This window comes from Arenibacter sp. P308M17 (assembly GCF_003426735.1).
Lineage (GTDB): Bacteria > Bacteroidota > Bacteroidia > Flavobacteriales > Flavobacteriaceae > Arenibacter.
In genome coordinates, this window is sequence record NZ_QVON01000001.1 from 324,489 (window position 1) to 342,531 (window position 18,043).

The 18,043-nt window shown below is 40.2% G+C and carries 21 protein-coding genes; 11 read left to right on the forward strand and 10 right to left on the reverse strand.

Translation table 11 applies throughout. From position 1 onward, the window contains the following. Positions 1–10: 10 nt before the first annotated feature. Complete coding sequence (locus D0S24_RS01380) at positions 11–388, forward strand: hypothetical protein (protein ID WP_117018069.1); 378 nt, start codon at positions 11–13, stop codon at positions 386–388. A 325-nt stretch (positions 389–713) separates the two neighbouring features. Continuing rightward, positions 714–1,223 carry a hypothetical protein gene (locus tag D0S24_RS01385; protein WP_147321414.1) on the forward strand — a complete coding sequence of 170 codons (510 nt, stop codon included), beginning with the start codon at positions 714–716 and terminating at the stop codon, positions 1,221–1,223. 154 nt (positions 1,224–1,377) lie between these two features. Here D0S24_RS01385 and D0S24_RS01390 read toward each other — a convergent pair whose 3' ends face one another. Continuing rightward, on the reverse strand, positions 1,378–2,100 hold the full coding sequence (locus tag D0S24_RS01390) for a hypothetical protein (protein WP_117018071.1): 723 nt from the start codon (positions 2,098–2,100) through the stop codon (positions 1,378–1,380). Between the two features lie 465 nt (positions 2,101–2,565). On the opposite strand from D0S24_RS01390, the gene D0S24_RS01395 reads away from it, so the two are divergent. The 7 genes from D0S24_RS01395 to D0S24_RS01430 all read left to right on the forward strand — a co-directional run bounded on the left by D0S24_RS01395 (position 2,566) and on the right by D0S24_RS01430 (position 9,260). Further along, positions 2,566–4,020 (forward strand): arginine decarboxylase, encoded by a 1,455-nt coding sequence (locus tag D0S24_RS01395; RefSeq protein WP_117018072.1) that lies wholly within the window; start codon positions 2,566–2,568, stop codon positions 4,018–4,020. Positions 4,021–4,065: 45 nt separating this feature from the next. Beyond that, positions 4,066–5,010 (forward strand): agmatinase, encoded by a 945-nt coding sequence (gene speB / locus D0S24_RS01400; protein ID WP_117018073.1) that lies wholly within the window; start codon positions 4,066–4,068, stop codon positions 5,008–5,010. After that, positions 4,997–5,974, forward strand: a complete 978-nt coding sequence (locus tag D0S24_RS01405; protein WP_117018074.1) for a deoxyhypusine synthase family protein — start codon at positions 4,997–4,999, stop codon at positions 5,972–5,974. Before speB ends, D0S24_RS01405 begins: the two co-directional genes overlap by 14 nt. A gap of 3 nt (positions 5,975–5,977) precedes the next feature. Further along, positions 5,978–6,292 (forward strand): hypothetical protein, encoded by a 315-nt coding sequence (locus D0S24_RS01410; protein ID WP_031442019.1) that lies wholly within the window; start codon positions 5,978–5,980, stop codon positions 6,290–6,292. 209 nt (positions 6,293–6,501) lie between these two features. Further along, on the forward strand, positions 6,502–6,918 hold the full coding sequence (locus tag D0S24_RS01420; protein ID WP_117018076.1) for a VOC family protein: 417 nt from the start codon (positions 6,502–6,504) through the stop codon (positions 6,916–6,918). Positions 6,919–7,244: 326 nt separating this feature from the next. Next, on the forward strand, positions 7,245–8,621 hold the full coding sequence (gene rimK / locus D0S24_RS01425; RefSeq protein ID WP_117018077.1) for a 30S ribosomal protein S6--L-glutamate ligase: 1,377 nt from the start codon (positions 7,245–7,247) through the stop codon (positions 8,619–8,621). A gap of 144 nt (positions 8,622–8,765) precedes the next feature. Beyond that, positions 8,766–9,260, forward strand: coding sequence for a hypothetical protein (locus D0S24_RS01430; RefSeq protein ID WP_117018078.1), 495 nt, complete (start codon positions 8,766–8,768; stop codon positions 9,258–9,260). Positions 9,261–9,516: 256 nt separating this feature from the next. On the opposite strand, the gene D0S24_RS01435 is transcribed toward D0S24_RS01430, so the two are convergent. From D0S24_RS01435 to D0S24_RS01450, 4 genes are all read right to left on the reverse strand, one after another. Continuing rightward, on the reverse strand, positions 9,517–10,221 hold the full coding sequence (locus D0S24_RS01435) for a hypothetical protein (RefSeq protein WP_117018079.1): 705 nt from the start codon (positions 10,219–10,221) through the stop codon (positions 9,517–9,519). Positions 10,222–10,352: 131 nt separating this feature from the next. Beyond that, positions 10,353–10,727, reverse strand: coding sequence for a hypothetical protein (locus D0S24_RS01440; RefSeq protein WP_117018080.1), 375 nt, complete (start codon positions 10,725–10,727; stop codon positions 10,353–10,355). 122 nt (positions 10,728–10,849) lie between these two features. Then, the gene (locus D0S24_RS01445; protein WP_117018081.1) at positions 10,850–11,659 is read right to left on the reverse strand and encodes an SDR family oxidoreductase; all 810 of its coding nucleotides are present in this window, start codon (positions 11,657–11,659) and stop codon (positions 10,850–10,852) included. Beyond that, positions 11,656–13,938, reverse strand: a complete 2,283-nt coding sequence (locus D0S24_RS01450) for a M28 family peptidase (RefSeq protein ID WP_117018082.1) — start codon at positions 13,936–13,938, stop codon at positions 11,656–11,658. The genes D0S24_RS01445 and D0S24_RS01450 overlap by 4 nt, the downstream gene beginning before the upstream one ends. Positions 13,939–14,152: 214 nt before the next feature. Between D0S24_RS01450 and D0S24_RS01455 the strand changes: the two genes are divergently transcribed. Continuing rightward, entirely contained in the window at positions 14,153–14,617 is a 465-nt protein-coding gene (locus tag D0S24_RS01455) for a CBS domain-containing protein (RefSeq protein ID WP_117018557.1), read from the forward strand. A 236-nt stretch (positions 14,618–14,853) separates the two neighbouring features. Here D0S24_RS01455 and D0S24_RS01460 read toward each other — a convergent pair whose 3' ends face one another. From D0S24_RS01460 to D0S24_RS01480, 5 genes are all read right to left on the reverse strand, one after another. After that, the gene (locus D0S24_RS01460; protein WP_117018083.1) at positions 14,854–15,204 is read right to left on the reverse strand and encodes a hypothetical protein; all 351 of its coding nucleotides are present in this window, start codon (positions 15,202–15,204) and stop codon (positions 14,854–14,856) included. Positions 15,205–15,211: 7 nt separating this feature from the next. Continuing rightward, a complete protein-coding gene (locus D0S24_RS01465; protein WP_117018084.1) occupies positions 15,212–15,820 on the reverse strand; it encodes a DapH/DapD/GlmU-related protein in 609 nt (202 codons plus the stop codon). Continuing rightward, positions 15,817–16,203 (reverse strand): VOC family protein, encoded by a 387-nt coding sequence (locus D0S24_RS01470; RefSeq protein WP_117018085.1) that lies wholly within the window; start codon positions 16,201–16,203, stop codon positions 15,817–15,819. The genes D0S24_RS01465 and D0S24_RS01470 overlap by 4 nt, the downstream gene beginning before the upstream one ends. Before the next feature lie 84 nt (positions 16,204–16,287). Further along, a complete protein-coding gene (locus D0S24_RS01475; protein ID WP_117018086.1) occupies positions 16,288–16,860 on the reverse strand; it encodes a pentapeptide repeat-containing protein in 573 nt (190 codons plus the stop codon). Positions 16,861–16,949: 89 nt separating this feature from the next. After that, positions 16,950–17,330: a DUF1304 domain-containing protein gene (locus D0S24_RS01480; RefSeq protein ID WP_117018087.1), complete on the reverse strand. Its 381-nt coding sequence runs from the start codon at positions 17,328–17,330 to the stop codon at positions 16,950–16,952. 270 nt (positions 17,331–17,600) lie between these two features. Between D0S24_RS01480 and D0S24_RS01485 the strand changes: the two genes are divergently transcribed. Continuing rightward, positions 17,601–17,933 (forward strand): single-stranded DNA-binding protein, encoded by a 333-nt coding sequence (locus D0S24_RS01485; RefSeq protein ID WP_117018088.1) that lies wholly within the window; start codon positions 17,601–17,603, stop codon positions 17,931–17,933. Positions 17,934–18,043: the final 110 nt, after the last annotated feature.

Genomic DNA, 18,043 nt, shown 5'->3' on the forward strand with positions numbered 1-18,043 from the left:
TCTTTGTGGTATGAATGTATCAAGCTGCTTACATTTTCTGAGGTTATTGGCCTTTGTACTCTTGTTCGGGATAGGACAGGTGCAATTGGCAGCCGCCAAAGAGGTAATAGAGGCTAAGGCCAAGGTGGGTGGTGAGATCCAAACAGATCATCATTTAACCTATAAGGCACCGTACTCCGGGTATAGTATGCTCCTTGCCCAAGGCAATTATAAATTGCCATCGGTCAATGAGTTGAGGCCTTATCTTAATTTGTTTTCCACAAATGTTATTATAAGTTACCGGTCCGAACTTAAGGAAAGGGAGCTTATCTTCTTAAAGAGGAAGGTCCAAATTATTGCTAGTCTGGACGCACTTACCATTATATATCCCTTTCACACCTTTTTTTAATTTTTTCCATTTTTTAGCCTGAACAATCCCCAGGACGGCTTTTCCAAGCCTTTATGTGGCCATTTTCTGCACAAAGCCTTGCGGTTTTCTTTGCACCTCTCTTGTAGAGGAGTTAAAGCTGCTTTTTCTGCTGTTCAAAGGAGGCTAAATAACCAATTTTGGAGTTTCCCCCATGCCCTATATTAATTCGGCAGGGAAAAGTAATTAGTAAAATACCTCGGGGCAAGCCTGTCTGTCCGATAGGCAGGCCCACGAGGCATTGAAAGGAAATTCAAGTTTAAATCTCGATTATCGAGTAAATGGAATAATTTTAAAAATATATACAATGAATACATCAATGTTATTGGTATCGGCTTTATTGGTGCTTTGCACCGTCATACCATTTGTAATCCTCAATAAATCAGGAAAAGGGGATTTGAAAATAATGTCCAAGGAAGTTAAAAAGTTATTGGTCGAATCCCAATTGAAATTTGATCTAAAGGAAAGTTGGGGCAATTCCTTCATCGGCCTGGATTCAAATAATAGGAAACTTGTTTTTTCCAAAGTGTTTGATGGCGTTGTGGCACTAGAAAATATTGATCTTGAGGAGGTGTCCAATGTCAAGATCGAAAAGAAAACCCAGCTGGTCAAGTCAAACAATAGGAAAGAGACGGTTTTGGAGAAATTGGATCTGGAGATTAGTTTTTTAGATCATGAAAGGGAGGCTAAGACGCTTAATTTCTATGACATCAACAGTATTTACATGGAAGATTATGAACTTGTCCGGGCAGAAAAATGGAATACTGCTATAAATAATATATTAAAAGGAAATATTAAAACTGCCAAAGTCGCTTAGGGTTGACCCGAACCTAGTTTTTTAGGCCTTATTGATCGGTAAGCTAAGGAGCCATCTGTATTATGAAAATAGACCTTTCGTAATGCAGATGGCTTTTTTTGTACGAAACCAAGATGGGTTCATAAAATATTTTTTACGGATAATAGACCTTGAATTACTCCCGTATGGTCCAAATTTCGTTTAAGGGATCGCCCTTACTACTTTTGCCGCTATGGTACCAATCCTTGCCATTTACTTTGTAATTGAAGGACAATGCGGCCCCTACCCGGGAATTATCCCTGGAGAAGTAGCCTATATTTTCTGTGTATTTGCCATTGCCGGCCTTGTAAGTGCCGCCCCCGCTACCAAAAAATTCAAAAGTTTCGGTATTGTAGGCAATCCATTGAAAATGTCCGTTCAATAAATACTTCATGGTCTTTCTTGGTCGGGAGGTATCCCTTCTTTCCTCACCCTGGTCCGTTATCCTGCCGGCCATCAGCCACTTGCCGTCCAGATCCTGGGGGCCATTCGTGGCGGGTGTAAATGTCATTGGACTGTCCCCTTCAAGGATTAGGTTTCCATTTTTTAGCTTAAAGGGTACATTGATATTTGTAATTTTGTCTTCTTTGTGGTTGGAATTAAACTCAAGGTCTACCAAAAGATTGTTCCCGGAGATGGTGTAGAAGCCCCCCATTGTTTTAATAAATTCTGCGGGCGACTCTTTATAAATAGTATGTACATAATAATCTGTGTCCAATTTCAACTCATGGTGCAGATTTCCTTCCTTGTTTTTTTCCACAAAATGATAGACATTGGCAGGAATTTGGGCCTTGATCGTATCAAAAAAAACGAAGCAGGATACAAGACCTATAAAAACGCTAATTTTTGTTAGTTTCATGAATAGCTGGGTTTTGTTTAAAAATAGTCAATAGAAGGTTAAAAATCAATTGTTTAAGTTTAATTTTTAGTTAATTATTTACATTTGGGAAAATTCATTTTTTACTTCGGCGTAAAATTTCTCAAAACGCTTGTTTTTTCATTTTTTTTGTTTTCATTTGTCACATTAATTTAGCCTTAAATTTCATCTTGTTAAAAGCATCTAGTTGAGTACAATGAACCATATTTGTAAATTTGGTCTTCTGGCAAAAGAAAGATTCGGGCAACTGATATTTGAAGGAATAGGTAGCCATAATTTACTTTGTATTCCAAATTTTTCTTCTATAACCGTGTGCAGTCAACACGACTATTTTTTTATGCCCACTACCGAAAAGCAGATAATTGTATAGGGATTTAGTTATTATTTCCAATAATATTTGCATTTGGCGATGCTATTTACTTATTTACAATTCATATATTTATTTAAATGAACACGAAGTACATTAATCTTATAGATCAAACCTACTATTTCCCGCAGGAGGAATTTACCTTGGATGGTGAAAACCTAAAGTTCCATGGTATTCCACTTATGGATTTGGTGGAGAAATACGGTAGTCCTTTGAAGTTTACCTATTTGCCCAAAATTTCCGAAAATATTAATAAGGCAAAGGAATGGTTTAAAATAGCCATGGAAAAGAATAACTACAAAGGCAAATACCATTATTGCTATTGTACCAAGAGTTCCCATTTTAAGCCGGTTTTGAACGAGGCCTTAAAGAACGATATCCATATAGAAACCTCTTCCGCCTTTGATATCAATATCGTTGAAAAATTAAAGGAAAAGGGTAGGATCAAGGACAATACCTATATCATATGTAATGGATTTAAACGGGATCAATATATTGACAACATAGCCAATCTCATAAACGGGGGGCATCAGAACTGTATTCCTATCATTGATAACTACGAGGAAATAGATCTTCTGTCCGATGCCATTAACGATACTTTTAAAGTGGGGATCAGGATTGCGTCGGAAGAGGAGCCAAAGTTTGAATTTTATACCTCGCGGCTAGGAATCGGATATAAAAATATTGTACCCTTTTATGAGAATCAAATTAAGGATAATGACAAGGTAGAGTTAAAAATGCTGCACTTTTTCATTAATACCGGTATTCGGGACAATGCTTATTATTGGAACGAGTTGGTGAAATGTTTAAAAGTGTACGTGAGGCTCAAAAAGATTTGTCCCTCTTTGGACAGCCTAAATATAGGGGGTGGTTTTCCCATAAAAAACTCTTTGGCTTTTGATTACGATTACCAATACATGATAGATGAGATCATCAATCAAATTAATATTGCCTGTCAGGAAGCAGATGTGGCAGTGCCAAATATATTTACCGAATTTGGGAGTTTTACGGTAGGTGAGAGTGGTGGGGCCATTTATGAAATCCTATATCAGAAGCAGCAGAACGATCGAGAAAAGTGGAATATGATCGATTCTTCCTTCATTACCACCTTGCCGGATACCTGGGCCATAAATAAACGATTTATTATGTTGGCCATTAACCGTTGGCAGGATGAATATGAGCGGGTGCTGTTGGGGGGATTAACCTGCGATAGTGATGATTATTACAATAGTGAACAAAATATGAATGCCATTTATTTGCCCAAATACAGAAAGGATAAGCCGCTGTATATAGGGTTTTTCAATACAGGGGCCTATCAGGAAACTATTGGAGGTTATGGTGGGTTGCAGCACTGTTTAATACCACATCCAAAACATATTTTAATTGATAAGGACGAAAACGGAAATATAACCACCAAATTATTTAGCGAAGAACAAAAGGCAGAGGACCTGCTTAAAATTTTAGGATATGAAATGAATCTTAACGGCAATATTGAAGTGAGCAAATCCGTGAAGCGGAAAATAAAACCTGCCTGATGGCTAGGCAGGCCTGACCTTTAAAAATCAATAAACTTTAAACAAATGAACACAACTAACAATTACGCTGGCATACCAGACGAGTTTGCGCAATTGGAAAAGGCAAAGGTAGTTTTAATACCTGTGCCTTATGATGGAACCAGTACTTGGGGCAAAGGTGCGGACAAAGGGCCGCAGGCTTTTTTGGAGGCCTCGGAAAATATGGAATGGTATGATATAGAGACCGATACGGAGGTTTACCAGCAAGGAATATATTTGGCGAATCCCATAGAGGAAGGCAGTTCTCCGGAGGCTATGGTAAATGCGGTTCACAAGGTCACCAAGGAGTACATTAAACGAAATAAGTTCGTTACCCTTTTCGGAGGTGAACATTCCATTTCCATAGGCACCATTAGGGCCTTTAACGAGTGTTTTGACAACCTTACCGTATTGCATATAGACGCCCATGCAGATATTAGGAAATCTTATAATGGCAGTAGGTTTAATCACGCCTGTGCGGTTCACGAGGCAAGTCAGACTACCAACCTTATCCAAGTAGGGATACGAAGTATGGATGCCATTGAAAAAACCTTCATGGATGAGGAGAAAACATTTTTCGCACATGATATGGTGAACGATGAGTATTGGACGGATAAGGTCATAGATCTTATGACGGACAATGTTTTTATCACTTTTGATCTGGATGTGTTGGATCCGTCCATTATGCCATCTACCGGAACTCCCGAACCGGGAGGTTTGTTCTATTATGAGACCTTGGAGTTTTTAAAACAGGTGTTTGAGGATAAAAACGTTGTAGGGTTTGATATTGTAGAACTTTGTCCCAATAAAACGGATAGGACTTCCGATTACCTAGCGGCCAAATTATATTATAAAATGCTTAGCTATAAGTTTATGGGCGAGGCAGTAGAGGACGAATACGACAATACATATGATGTTGATTCCAAAGTGGGAGCCAATAATAATTTAAAATTCGACGATGACGAAGACTAAAGGGGAAATTTCCAACTTTATTGAAAAGTACTATTTACATTTTAATGCGGCCGCCTTGGTGGATGCCGCAAAGGGTTATGAGGATCAGCTAAAGCAGGGTTCCAAAATGCTGGTTTCGTTGGCAGGAGCCATGAGTACGGCAGAATTGGGAAAGATATTTGCGGAGGTGATCCGTCGGGATAAGGTGCATATCATCTCCTGTACAGGTGCCAATTTGGAAGAGGATATCATGAATCTTGTAGCCCACTCCCATTATAAGCGTGTGCCCAATTACCGGGATCTAACGCCACAAGATGAGTGGGATTTGTTGGAGAAGGGATTAAATAGGGTAACGGATACCTGTATTCCGGAACATGAAGCTTTCCGAAGGCTGCAAAAGCATATTTTTGAAATTTGGAAAAAGGCCGAGGACGATGGGGAAAGGTATTTACCACATGAGTTTATGTACAAATTGTTGCTTTCCGGGGTTTTGGAAGAGTATTATGAGATAGATATCAAGGATTCTTGGATGTATGCCGCGGCCGAAAAGAATTTACCAATAGTTTGCCCAGGTTGGGAAGACAGTACTATGGGGAATATCTTTGCCTCCTATGTGGTAAAAGGGGAGTTAAAGGCCAGTACCATGAAGTCCGGAATTGAATATATGACCTTTCTGGCCGATTGGTATACCGCCAATTCCGAAAAAGGGATCGGATTTTTTCAGATAGGCGGTGGTATTGCCGGAGATTTCCCAATTTGCGTGGTGCCTATGTTGTACCAGGATCTTGAAAGGACAGATACACCGTTTTGGAGTTATTTTTGCCAAATCAGCGACTCTACCACAAGTTATGGTTCCTACTCCGGTGCTGTGCCGAATGAGAAAATTACTTGGGGAAAATTGGATATAAACACCCCTAAGTTTATTGTTGAAAGTGATGCAACCATTGTTGCGCCCTTAATTTTTGCGTACCTATTAGACATGTAGTATATGGACAATTTAAAAAGAGTAATTGTAGACTTTAAAAAACTTACGCCCGAAGTTTTGAAACTTTTGGTAGAGAAGTACCCGGATGGGTACGACGATCTTAATATTATCTCCTTTAAAAACGCACAAGGGGAGCGTATCGAGGCCGTTGAAGTGACCACTGAGGATACCAAATATTTGGTAAAGATCAGCGCCAAGTTGGAAAAGACGATGGCCAATTACGATGAGGATGATTATGAGGATTTTGATGATGACGATCCGGAGGCCATTCCAGATGTGGATTTGGAAGGGGTAGAGGGAGATGATGACGATGATTAACGCGGAATGTTTGAGGTTGTTGCCTTTCATATAGCATCATCGATCAATATAAGGCAATGTAAATCGCAATTGCCTTTAAAAATATTGTTTTCGGACAGTGATGAGCTCTATTTGAAAAGCGGCGATGAAAAATTCGTTTATATCTTTCAATACGGTCTGGTGTCCTTTTTTAATCGAATTTTAAGAATTAAATATAAACGTGTAAACGTATGAAAAATGCACCCTTCCATATGTCGTTGCCCTGCCTTAGCATAAGCAAAACAGAAGATTTCTATGTAGATGTCATTGGTGCCGAATTGGGAAGGCATTCTTCCCGATGGCTGGATATTAATCTGTACGGAAACCAGATTACGTTCACCAAGGCCGGTATTTTTAATTTCACCTTTAAAACCTATAAGTTTGAAGATACCGTGCTGCCTTCTTTTCACTTTGGGATCATTGTGGATGAAATCACCTGGAGTAATTTACATGCCAAATTGACAAAGTCGGAATATGAACTTACTACCGAGGTAGTATTTTTAAAGGATAGGATAGGTGAGCATAAGTCCTTTTTTATTCAGGATCCCAATGGACATATGGTAGAGTTTAAATCTTTCAAAAAGCCAGAAGAGATTTTTTTATCCTGATTTTTAGGACTGTTTTTGGAAACCCTTGTTATTTAATAAATTAATAATCGATTATTCTTGATTCCCAAGGGTCAAGTGATTATTTTGCAATTGAAGTGATTTAAACTTTTAGGATTGTAGCGAACCCGCCCGATCCGGTACGGGCAGGAATTAGCGATTTTGTGCCCAGTTGAAGGCTTTTTTAAGTTGCATAGCAGGGCTACGGAAAGAAAACCTGCCTACCGGCAGGCAGGAAAGACAAAAAGCGGGTGCAAAAGGGAAATTTTTTAGCCAATTTTAAAACTTTAAATCACTTCATTAATTAAAAAGTAAAATTATATAGCGCAATGAAGTATAAGGACCTGGATATTATTGGGAGTGAGGAATGGTGTGTGTTCGACGATTTGGAGATTCCTGCAATAAAGGCCAGGGTAGATTCCGGGGCAAAAACCTCGTCCATACAGGCCAATAATATAAAGGTTTATACCAAAGGCGCCCACGAATGGGTAAAGTTCGAGGTTAACCCCCTACAGGACAATAGGGGCATTAATATAGACTGCAAGGCGCGTTTGGTAGACCGTAGAACGGTAAAGAGTTCTTCAGGGATATCCGAGGAGCGTTATGTTATAAAGACCCCGGTACGTGTGGGCAACCTTGTTTTTGAGATAGAGCTCACCTTGGCCAATAGGGATACCATGGAATACCGTATGCTTTTGGGCAGGGAGGCGTTAAATGAACGTTTTGTGGTCAACCCTGCGGTAAGTTTTAATCTGGGCGAGTTTACAGCAACGGAAATCAGTCAGAGATATGCCTCCCATTTTAAAGAAAAAACAGGCCTTAAAATTGCATTGTTGGCCAGTAACCCCTTGTTGTACAGCAATAAGCGAATTATGGAGGCCGGTGAGGCCTTGGGCCATGATATGGTGTTCTTAAATGTAGAGCACGCCTATATGAAATTGGATGCCAATTCCCCGGAGATCAGATATAGGGGAGGCAACATATTAAATGAGTTCGATGCCATTATTCCTAGGATAAAACCTGCGGTTACCTTTTATGGCTGTGCCCTGATCAGGCAATTCGACAATCTTGGGGTGTACTGTTTAAATTCGGCAGAAGCCATTACCCAGTCCCGGGATAAATTGTTTGCATCCCAGCTTTTTTCCAAAAATGACATACATATCCCTATTACCGGATTTGCCAAATCCCCTATGGATACCAAAGATCTTATCCGCATGGTCAACGGGGCGCCCCTTATTATAAAGTTATTGGAAAGTACCCAAGGTAAGGGAGTGGTGTTGGCGGAAACAAACAAGGCAGCAGAAAGTGTTATCAACGCCTTTAAAAGTGTGCAGACCAATATTTTGGTACAGGAGTTCATAAAGGAAGCAAACGGTCAGGATATCCGCTGTTTTGTGGTTAATGGAAAAGTGGTGGCCTCCATTCAGCGCCAGGCCGAAAAGGGAGAATTCCGTGCAAACCTGCATCAAGGGGGAAAGGCATCCATCATAAGAATAACTTCCGAAGAAAGGAAATTGGCCGTAAAGGCGGCCAAGGTTTTAAATTTGGCCGTTGCCGGGGTAGACATCATTCGTTCCAACAAGGGTCCTTTATTACTTGAGGTAAATTCATCCCCGGGACTGGAAGGGATAGAAAATGCCACTGGAAAGGATATTGCCAGTATAATGATCCAGGCCATAGAGAGTAAGATTAAATTTAGTGTGTAATCCTTGGTCCCAATAGAAAATACCATTAATTGTGTAGGGCCTGCCCATTGTTCACGCTTTGCCCCTATGGTCAAAACCGGTTTTTGCCTTAAAACCTAGTTAAATATAAAAACCGGCGTTTATTAAAATTTGTACCTTCGCCCCATGGGAAGAATATTGTTTTACGTCATTGCTTTCATATGGATGGGCTCCTGTAAGCAGCAGGGAACCAAGGAAGTGCTCGAGGAAAAGACCGAGGAGTTTTTTAGTGTGGATTCGCTACCCAAGCCCAATCAAATAAATGAAGAGGCCCTGGCAATTTTAAAGGAATGGCAGGAGTTCAACGGTTTGGAAACTTCTTTTGAATCCTTGTACAGGGTTGCTAATAGGGAAGATTTGGAATTGGTTATAGAAGATTTGGTGGAAAAACAGAAAACACTGGAAGCATCTACCTATCCAGAAACTTTTGATAAGCCTCAGATTAAGAGTAGGCAGAAGGTCTTTAAGACCTATATTCTTAAAACCAAGGGAAATTTGGAGTACAGGGATGGTACCAAAGCGGCCACGGTAGAAATGATCAATGCGTACAATGCATTTAGGAACCAGTTCAATGTTCTTGTCAATAGTAAGTTGGACACTATATTAATTTTAAATGAGTAGGGTCCCGGTGTTTATATTAACGGTTCTTTATCCCTACTTCTAAAGTCCCAAATACAAGTGGATAAGTTGGAATGCTTTTTCGAAGCCGGTCATTGTCCATAGATACTCCATAGATACTCCATAGTTAGTCCATAGTTAGTCCATAGTTAGTCAGTATATGAAAATACAGAAAAACAGGCTGGATCCACCCCTTTTTGGCGCGCTAAAATAGCTCTGTTTGCAAGGAAGCAAAAATCAGGGAGGGGAAATTAATGGACTATTCCTTAGTTTCCTTATTCTCTTGTTTCTCTTTTCTGGATTGTAGCGCTTGTTTACTAAGACTGGCCAAATTAAAATTGGGGTCTATTTTTAAAGCTTCATCTATGGTAGCCAGGGCACCATCTATATCGGTTTGATCCTTATTGAATTCTACCAGGGCCTTCAAATGGATAAATGCCGCCTTTAAAGCAACTTCGTAAGGTTGTTGCCTTTCGTAGAATGCATATTTCATATCGTCTTTCGCATTGGCAATACCATATTCGATATTGGCCGCCGCCCCTTCATTGTCGCCGGTCTGAATTTTTAGATCTGCCAATTCGTACGCCAAATACGGATTAGGCTCTCTCTTGTTTAGAATTTCAAATTGCTCCAAGGCCCTTTTGGGTTGGTTCAATGCCTTTAAGGAAATGGCTTTTACCTGTACGGCCAAATCCGAGTCCGATTCGTTTTTTTCAACCCCAATGGTGTTCAAAGCCTGTAAATGCTGATTGTCCGTGGTGTAAATGTACGCCAGGGTGTCATTGCGCTCCTTACTGGGGGAAAGTATGTTTAGGTGGGTTATGGCACTAATGACGCCATTGATATCACCTTGCTGTCTCATTTGGTCATAATAGGCCTCATAATGTTTAAGTAACTCACTTTTTGTCTGTGAATTTGCTGTAAATCCTGCCATTAGCAGTAGGATCAGTACTATTTTCTTCATTGTTCTAATTTTTGGTGTGCCAAAACTAGTAAATTATTTCTAACGATTTGTTAAGGAATGTCTTAAACCTTGGAAAGGCAATAAAAAAGGATGCCGAGCGGCATCCTTTTGTACAATATGGTTGGTCTTGTTTAAACAACGCTGAGCGTAACATTCCTATTGTCATAGGCCCGAATAAGTCTGGCATAAAATGCAATACTTACATTGTCCTTGTCCAAGCTAGAACTTAAAAATTCCTTTAAATTCTTAAAAAGTAAATTGGCCCTGAGAGTGGGAAGGGCGGAGTTTACCTTATTTGGGTCATAACAGCTGTCGTCCATAACAATATCCATAATGACTCGCTTTCGGTGATAATCAATGGATACATCTGCGGCATTGTAATGTTTTTTCAAGATGGCCACATGCAGATTTTGAAATTTTTGGGACATTTTGCTTTTGGAGCAACTTTTGGAAATTAAATTTTCAATTTCGGTAAGTACCCTAGTTTTTAGACCTGAATTTTCCATGATAATCTGATTTATTCGTTTACTTAAAGGTACGGACTTAACTATAAATGGTTAATAATCAGGGGTATAATTTAACCAAAAGCAGATGTTTTTGTTGTGAAAGCATAAAAAAGTGTGGTGTATTAACTTATAATTGAAGTTTTAAAAGGGTATATTTTAACATTTAAATACTTACTTTTAATGCTTTTGTTTTCTGATCTATCCAGTTTATTCGTGTAAATGGGAGACAGAAGCCCTCTTTTAATGGCTTCCGAGGTATAATAAGACTCCTTTGTAGGATGTAGGGGATACACGCCATTTATCACTTTATTTTTCCAGTTCCCATTCATGATCAGCTTGATAATTCCTATACAATCATTAAGATGGATTAGATTCACCGGGTCATTGCCGTTGGTAAGATCGCTTTTCCCGGCAAGAAATGTTACCGGGTGCCGGGAAGGACCAATTAGTCCCCCAAATCTTATAATCGTGGTATTCAGTTCCCTATCGTTCAACCATATATTTTCCGCTGCCAGAAGTTGCCTGCCCGACTCGGTATTTGGCCGGGTAGGGGAATCCTCTGTGACCACTCCGGTGATGTCCCCATATACAGAGGTACTGCTTATAAAGATTACACACCGCAGGGAGGTATTTTTTATTTTATCGTACAAAAGGAGCATTTTTTTAATATAGCTCTCCTTGGGATCCGAACGCAGCTGGGGAGGAACGTTTATGACCAATAGATCCAATTCCGCCAGGAAGTCTTCAATATTACCTTCAATCCCGTTCTCTCTTAGAGCAATGGTAAAGGGGATGATATTGGCTTTTTGCAATAACTCTATTTTGGAATCGGAAGTAGTTGTCCCCCTCACGGTATGCTGGTCCCGGATAAGGGACGTGGCCAAGGGCAATCCCAGCCATCCACAACCTAGAATGCCAATCTTTTTGTTCAAAATTTTATTTTTTTACTGATCAAAATGGCGTCGTTCAGGACAAATGGCATAGGAATATTGTCTTCCGGTCTTGGCGGAACAGTGAATAAGGGATTGTTCAATAGATCATTTGATGCTTCGTACAAGCTTAGTTCCAGGGTACTCTCCCTAGGAATGGTGATCTGTAATTCGGTATAATCGTTATTGCTTACATAGTGGGTAACCAACTTTCGGTTTTTTCTATTTTTAAGATAGTGGTCGGAAAATTCAATTTTATTTATACTGGCCTTAATAATTTCCACTTCATTCGTAAATATTTCCAAACGGTTGGTATTGCGTTGGGGCATAATACATATTTCCAAGTTTCTTTGGTCCCCAATTATGGTATCCATAGTAGTTTCTATGATTGGGGGGGCAATATTTTTTACAGGGGCTTCGGACGTATAGCTAATCCCTGTTCCATATTTACTACTCTGGGCATCAAAACTGGGATCAATAGGCTGTGCCTGTTTAACGTCTACGTACTGGGATGTCCAACTGGATAGTACTTTGTCATAGGTGGCCCATTGTGCAGTGTTTTTATCCACATCAAGAATATAGACCAAACTGGTGGGTTTTGCATTCTCCTTATTAAAACCTGAAGAAAAGTGTGCGGACAAAAGAAATCCGAAACAGAGCAATAGAAATATATAGGCCAAACGTTTTTTGTTTTTTATGGGACCAAAAACCGGGAGCAAAAGAAAAAAGGTCAAGGAGGTCAATAGGGTAGTGGTAATCATCATTTTAAGGCCAAGACCCACGGGAAACATTTTAATGAGGGGAGAATAGATCCAAATGGCGGGCAAGGCCAAAAATAGGAGCAGGTACGGATTTGGCAATTTTTGATGTGTTAGGATAAGCAATGATGCGAGCAATGCAAATACCGGTATAATAAAGAAGCTGGCACCTTTTAAATATACGGCAACTAGGGTGCAAAGAATTAGCCATAGAAACAATGGGGCAATTATGAGATTTTGTGTCCGGGCCTTTCCAAATTTGTGATAGGCCCAAAAACCAACTGCCACTGAAAATAGGACAAAAGCCGCTATGTAGGTATAGCCATTATAAGTGAAACCATGAAGTATATCCTGGTATTGCGGGTAGATATTTTTAAGTACGGTCCAGCCAAAATAACCTACGGCCCCATTAATGGCCAAAATTAGGAATGGGGGAAGAAAACCCCTTCCAATTTCTTTAATTTCTAAAGAACTATTTTTAAGACCGAGGAAAAATAGTACCAAAAAGCCTATTATGGCAAGTGCCAGCATAGGTAAAATCCAATCGAAGGGATAGGAGACCAATCCAAAGAATGGCATATTGAAATATATGGAATCGTTTGGACTCTTTAAGCTGCCAAGGTCTGCATCGCCAAAATGCTTCATCAGCGGCATTAGATAACTGCCCTGGTGGGCAAGGGTATTGCGGTCCAAACGCTCATAATTGTCGCGTACGGTATGATAGTCATAATGGTCGTCAATAAAGGCAAAATTGAGCCCTTCTATGTCCATATCCTCCCGGAACACAGTAAGGTCCGTATCATTTGGGAGCATTTTGTAAACACTATAGACCAAGGAATTGGCTGCAGGGTATTTCGGATTTGCCTTAATAAATTCTTCTATTACCCTGGCGTTGCCCCTATTGGTCTCCAATAACATATAGGAGGGGCCGCCACTTCCCCGGGCCTCAAAATTTAAAACCAATCCTACTTCCCTTACCCATGGGTGATTGTTCACAAAGAAATCCGCTCCGTTAAGCCCCAGTTCCTCGGCATCGGAAATTAGAATAATGATATCGTTTTTAGGGGCGGTGTTTTGCTTGAGAAAGGCCCGCACACCTTCCAATATGGTTGCCACCCCACTTCCGGCATCACTGGCGCCCAAAGAGGAATGGGGGCTGCTATCGTAATGCGAAAGTAAAAGAAGGGCCTTTCCCTTTTCACTGCCCTTTATTCTGGCCAATATATTGGTTGCGCTACTAAAATTACCCCAGTCCCCGGAAGTATAGCCTTGTTGGGTGGTTGTTTCCAGTCCTAGTTGGGTCAATTCCGATATGATATACTCCCTAACCTGCGAATGTGCTTTAAATCCAACAGCATGCGGCTTTTCGGACATATTTTTTACATGGACGAGGGCCCTGTCCGTTGAAAATGAAGTATCATCCACATTGGCATCCGGGGCATAGCTTGGCATAGCGCCTTTGAAGCTCCAATATATGGCCAGTAGAAGAATTAGAAGGATTATGGAAGAAGAATATGGCTTCATAGTATTTGGTAAAGACTTAAAAGTAAGAAATTATCCTTTTTATTATATTACAATGTGAAGTATAACCAATAATTTGAAGGTACAAGAATATTTCGGAATTGAACAATACGCAATAATTTAAATAAATAATTATCAATACAACTGATTAAATATTAAATAGTTGTGTAATTATCCAAAAAAGACTATCTTTCAAATTAACCTAAAAATAAACGATATGGGAATAAAAAGTTTTCAGGGAGTACGCAGGGTCGTAAAAAAGGAATTTGATGCTCCCATTTTAGTTGAGGACTATATGACAAAAAAACTGATCACCTTTAGTCCTGATCAATCTATTTTGACGGTTATGGAGCACTTGGCCAAATACCATATCTCTGGAGGTCCCGTATTGGACAACAACGGATTTTTGGTCGGGATTATCTCCGAAGCGGATTGTATGAAACAGATTTCCGAAAGCCGTTATTTCAATCAGCCTATCTTGGACAAAAGTGTGGAGCGGTTTATGACGAAAGAGGTAGAGACCATACCCCATGATATGTCCATATTTGATGCCGCTGGTATTTTTGACAAGCATAAAAGAAGGAGATTACCGGTGATGAAAAGTGGAATATTGGTGGGGCAGATTAGCCGAAAGGATATTGTGATAGCGGCCCTTAAACTAAGCGGACATAACTATAAATAGGAAACTCCTGTTATGTTAAGCATGTTTTGCCATTGAATTTAGGTCTCAACTCCGCTCGACCAGACCATCGATCGTCACTTCAAGAACCAAGTCGAGAAGTCATTTCAAGGTTAAGATAACACTACCTTCACTTTTCTATCTGGTGGCTGATAGCTTATAAAACAACGATACTTGATTTTTGCCCTTGAACGTTTTCTATAAGCTGTTCAAGGGCATTCTTTTATTTAGGCAGCCTCCTATTCCCTTTTCACGATCATATAATAATCATTGTCCAACGGAAGATACCCCAGGTCATATACAAAATAGTAGGTGGTTCCTTTTTTGGTGGTATATAAATTGGTGATGTACTCAAAATCGAAACCCTTGTCCATTAATCGGGTCTTGGTAGTTTTGGTCTTGCCATCGGTAAGGGGGTAGCTATCCAAGATCCTGTAATTCTTGCGCAGGCGGTTATTGATATTCCTGACCAGGTTTTTACTGTCTTTGTTCAGCTTATTGTTGTAGGCATTTCTGCAATGGTCCGTACAGAACTTTTTGTCTATCCTGCCCAAAATCTTATCTCCGCATTCCAAGCATTTTTTTTCCATGGTCCATTTAGTTGTTTTGTTCCAAAAGCTCCAATCGCTTTACTACGGATTTCCTTTGCAATATGGTGCCAGGGGAAAGTACGGCATTTGCCCCTATTTTGGAATGGTCCCCTACCAGGGCCCCAAATTTAATGACTCCGGTATTTGTCCTTATACCATTTATTTGGATCCAAATGGTCTTGTCGGACCTTTCGTTATAGTGGTTGGCAATAAGTGCTCCCGCTTCAAAATTTACATGGTCACCAATAAGACTATCCCCAATAAAATTAAAATGGGCCGTGGCCGAATGGTCCCCAATAATGCTGGATTTGATCTCACATCCCGGACCTATCCGCGTTCCCTTGCCCAAAAACACGCCACCTCGCAGATAGGCGTGGCTGGCTACAAAGCAGTTTTCCGATATGATCAGGGGTTCTTTTAAAATGACCCCTTTTTCAATTACCGCAGTTTTATGGATGGCAATTCCGCCCGTAACCGTATAATCGTCAGGATTCAATTCCAGGATCTTCATGGATATTAGGGAGGTTATATCTTGGGTTATTTCCCATGGCGGCATTTCTTTCAGGTTTGGAAATTGGGTGTAAAAATGTGCTAGGAAATTAGGTATGTCCGTCATTTTTGGTATAGTTCTATGGGTAAATTGTCCGGGTCGAATATAAAGGTGAACTTTTTCTGGTTATGCTCGTCAATGCGAACAGGTTCTGCCACAATTCCTTTTTTGGACAGTTCCACGAGGCTGGATGTTAGATGGTCCACTTCAAAGGCCAAGTGCCTTAAACCGGTGGCTTCCGGTCTGGTGGATCTGGGAGGCGGTGTTGGAAACGAGAAGAGTTCAATAATGTAATTTCCGTTCATTGCCAAATCCAATTTATAGGAGTCCCGGTCTTCCCTATAAATTTCTTGCAGGGGTTCCAGGCCTAAATCCTCTACATAGAATTTTTTGGATTTTTTATAGTCCGAACATATAATGGCAATATGGTGTATTTTATTTAAGATCATTTTTTATAATGAAAACAAATCTTCTCGTTGAAACCAATAAGGTACAAATTATCCGATTACAAACGATTAATTCTTTACGGTAGTTCAGGTTATTTGGATGCGGTACTTCTGTAAGAGGCCCAAAGCACCTTCCTTGGAGAATTTGGCTTTGGTCATTTTATTTTTTTCGGGATCCAGGCTAAAGTTGTAGGCTGTACTGAAATCGGCCTTTTCCAGATTGCAGTTTTCGAAGAGTGCACTTTCAAGATTACAGGAATCGAATATGGCTTCGGTCAGGTTGGTTTCCGTAAAATCGACCGAAATCATTTTGCAGTTTTGGAAGAGGGTATGCTTCAGTTTCAATTTATAAAAAGAGGATAGGTCCAGGGTACAATCATAAAAATTGAAGGACAGAAGAAAATCATTGCAGTGGTCAAAACGGATGCCCAAAAGCTTACTCCTTTTAAAGACACTTTCCTTAAAGGTGGTGTTTTTTAGGTTTACATTGCTAAGGTCGCAATCGGTAAAAACGCATTCCATAAACACCATATTGGATATATCGCCTTTGGAAAAGGTACAGGAGTCGAAAACGCAATTCTCGTATTCCCCTTTGGGCAAGGGTTGGGAGCTAAAATCGGTTCCCTTTAAGGTTTTATCGGTGATAAATGTATGGTTCATTTAGGGGGACAATTTTTGGGGATTTAATATTCCTTACCTCGATTGTAGGGCAAAGGAAACAATAATTTATTATGGTTAGATCGTTTAAACTATAAAAGGGAGGAAGAAGATAACAAAATTAGGAACAGCGTAATGAGCGCTGGCAGGGCCTGGACCACAAATATTTTTTTGCTAGCGGTGAGTGCTCCATAAATGCCGGCAATTGCCACACAGCTAAGAAAGAAAATGGCGATGTTGGTACTCCAGAACAGGTCTTGGATAAAAAAGGTCCAGACAAGGCCTACAGCCAGAAAGCCGTTGTAGAGGCCTTGGTTGGCGGCCAACCCTTTGGTAGGCTTGAACAAATGCTCCGGAAGCGCCTTTCCAAAGGTCCTTTTGCCCAGGGTTTCCCAGGCAAACATTTCCATGTATAGGATATAAAGGTGTTCCAGGGCGATAATGCCGATAAGGATGTTTATTAAGGTCTGCATATAATTCTTGGTTTATCGTACTGTAGGTAAGGTACCTTATAAAATTAAGGATATTATTGAATCTGGGATTAATATTTATGTGAAATGCCTATATAGATGCCTATGAGAGGGCATCTATATACATTTACAAACGACTACAAACGATAACAAACGAAATTAAATACTTTCCAACCGAATAATCTTTGGAGGGGCCGCTAAGTTTGTTCCATCAAAAATCATTAACTGTTTAACCATTCCCGAAATGGATTCGGGATTTAAAAATTATGTATTATGAACGCACTTAGAAACAAAGTACAGTTGATCGGAAACCTGGGCAGCGATCCAGAAATTATTAATCTGGACGGGGGCGGTAAATTGGCCAAATTCGCCATCGCCACCAATGAGACCTACAAGAACGGCAAAGGGGAAAAAGTCACGGATACCCAATGGCACAATGTGGTGGCATGGGGCAAGACCGCGGAAATCGTGGAAAGTTATTTAAACAAAGGCAAGGAAGTTGCCGTGGAAGGGAAATTGACCACCCGGTCTTACGAAACCAAGGAAGGGGAAAAAAGGTACATCACCGAAATTCGATGTAATGAACTCCTGATGTTGGGGAAATAAACCGTCCTGCCATATCCGGGCATCTAAACTGGATATGGGCTATTGGCTAGAAGTAATCTGTTGGGTCCATATTCGGATCTATTGGGTTGCTTCTAATGCTTTTGTAAACA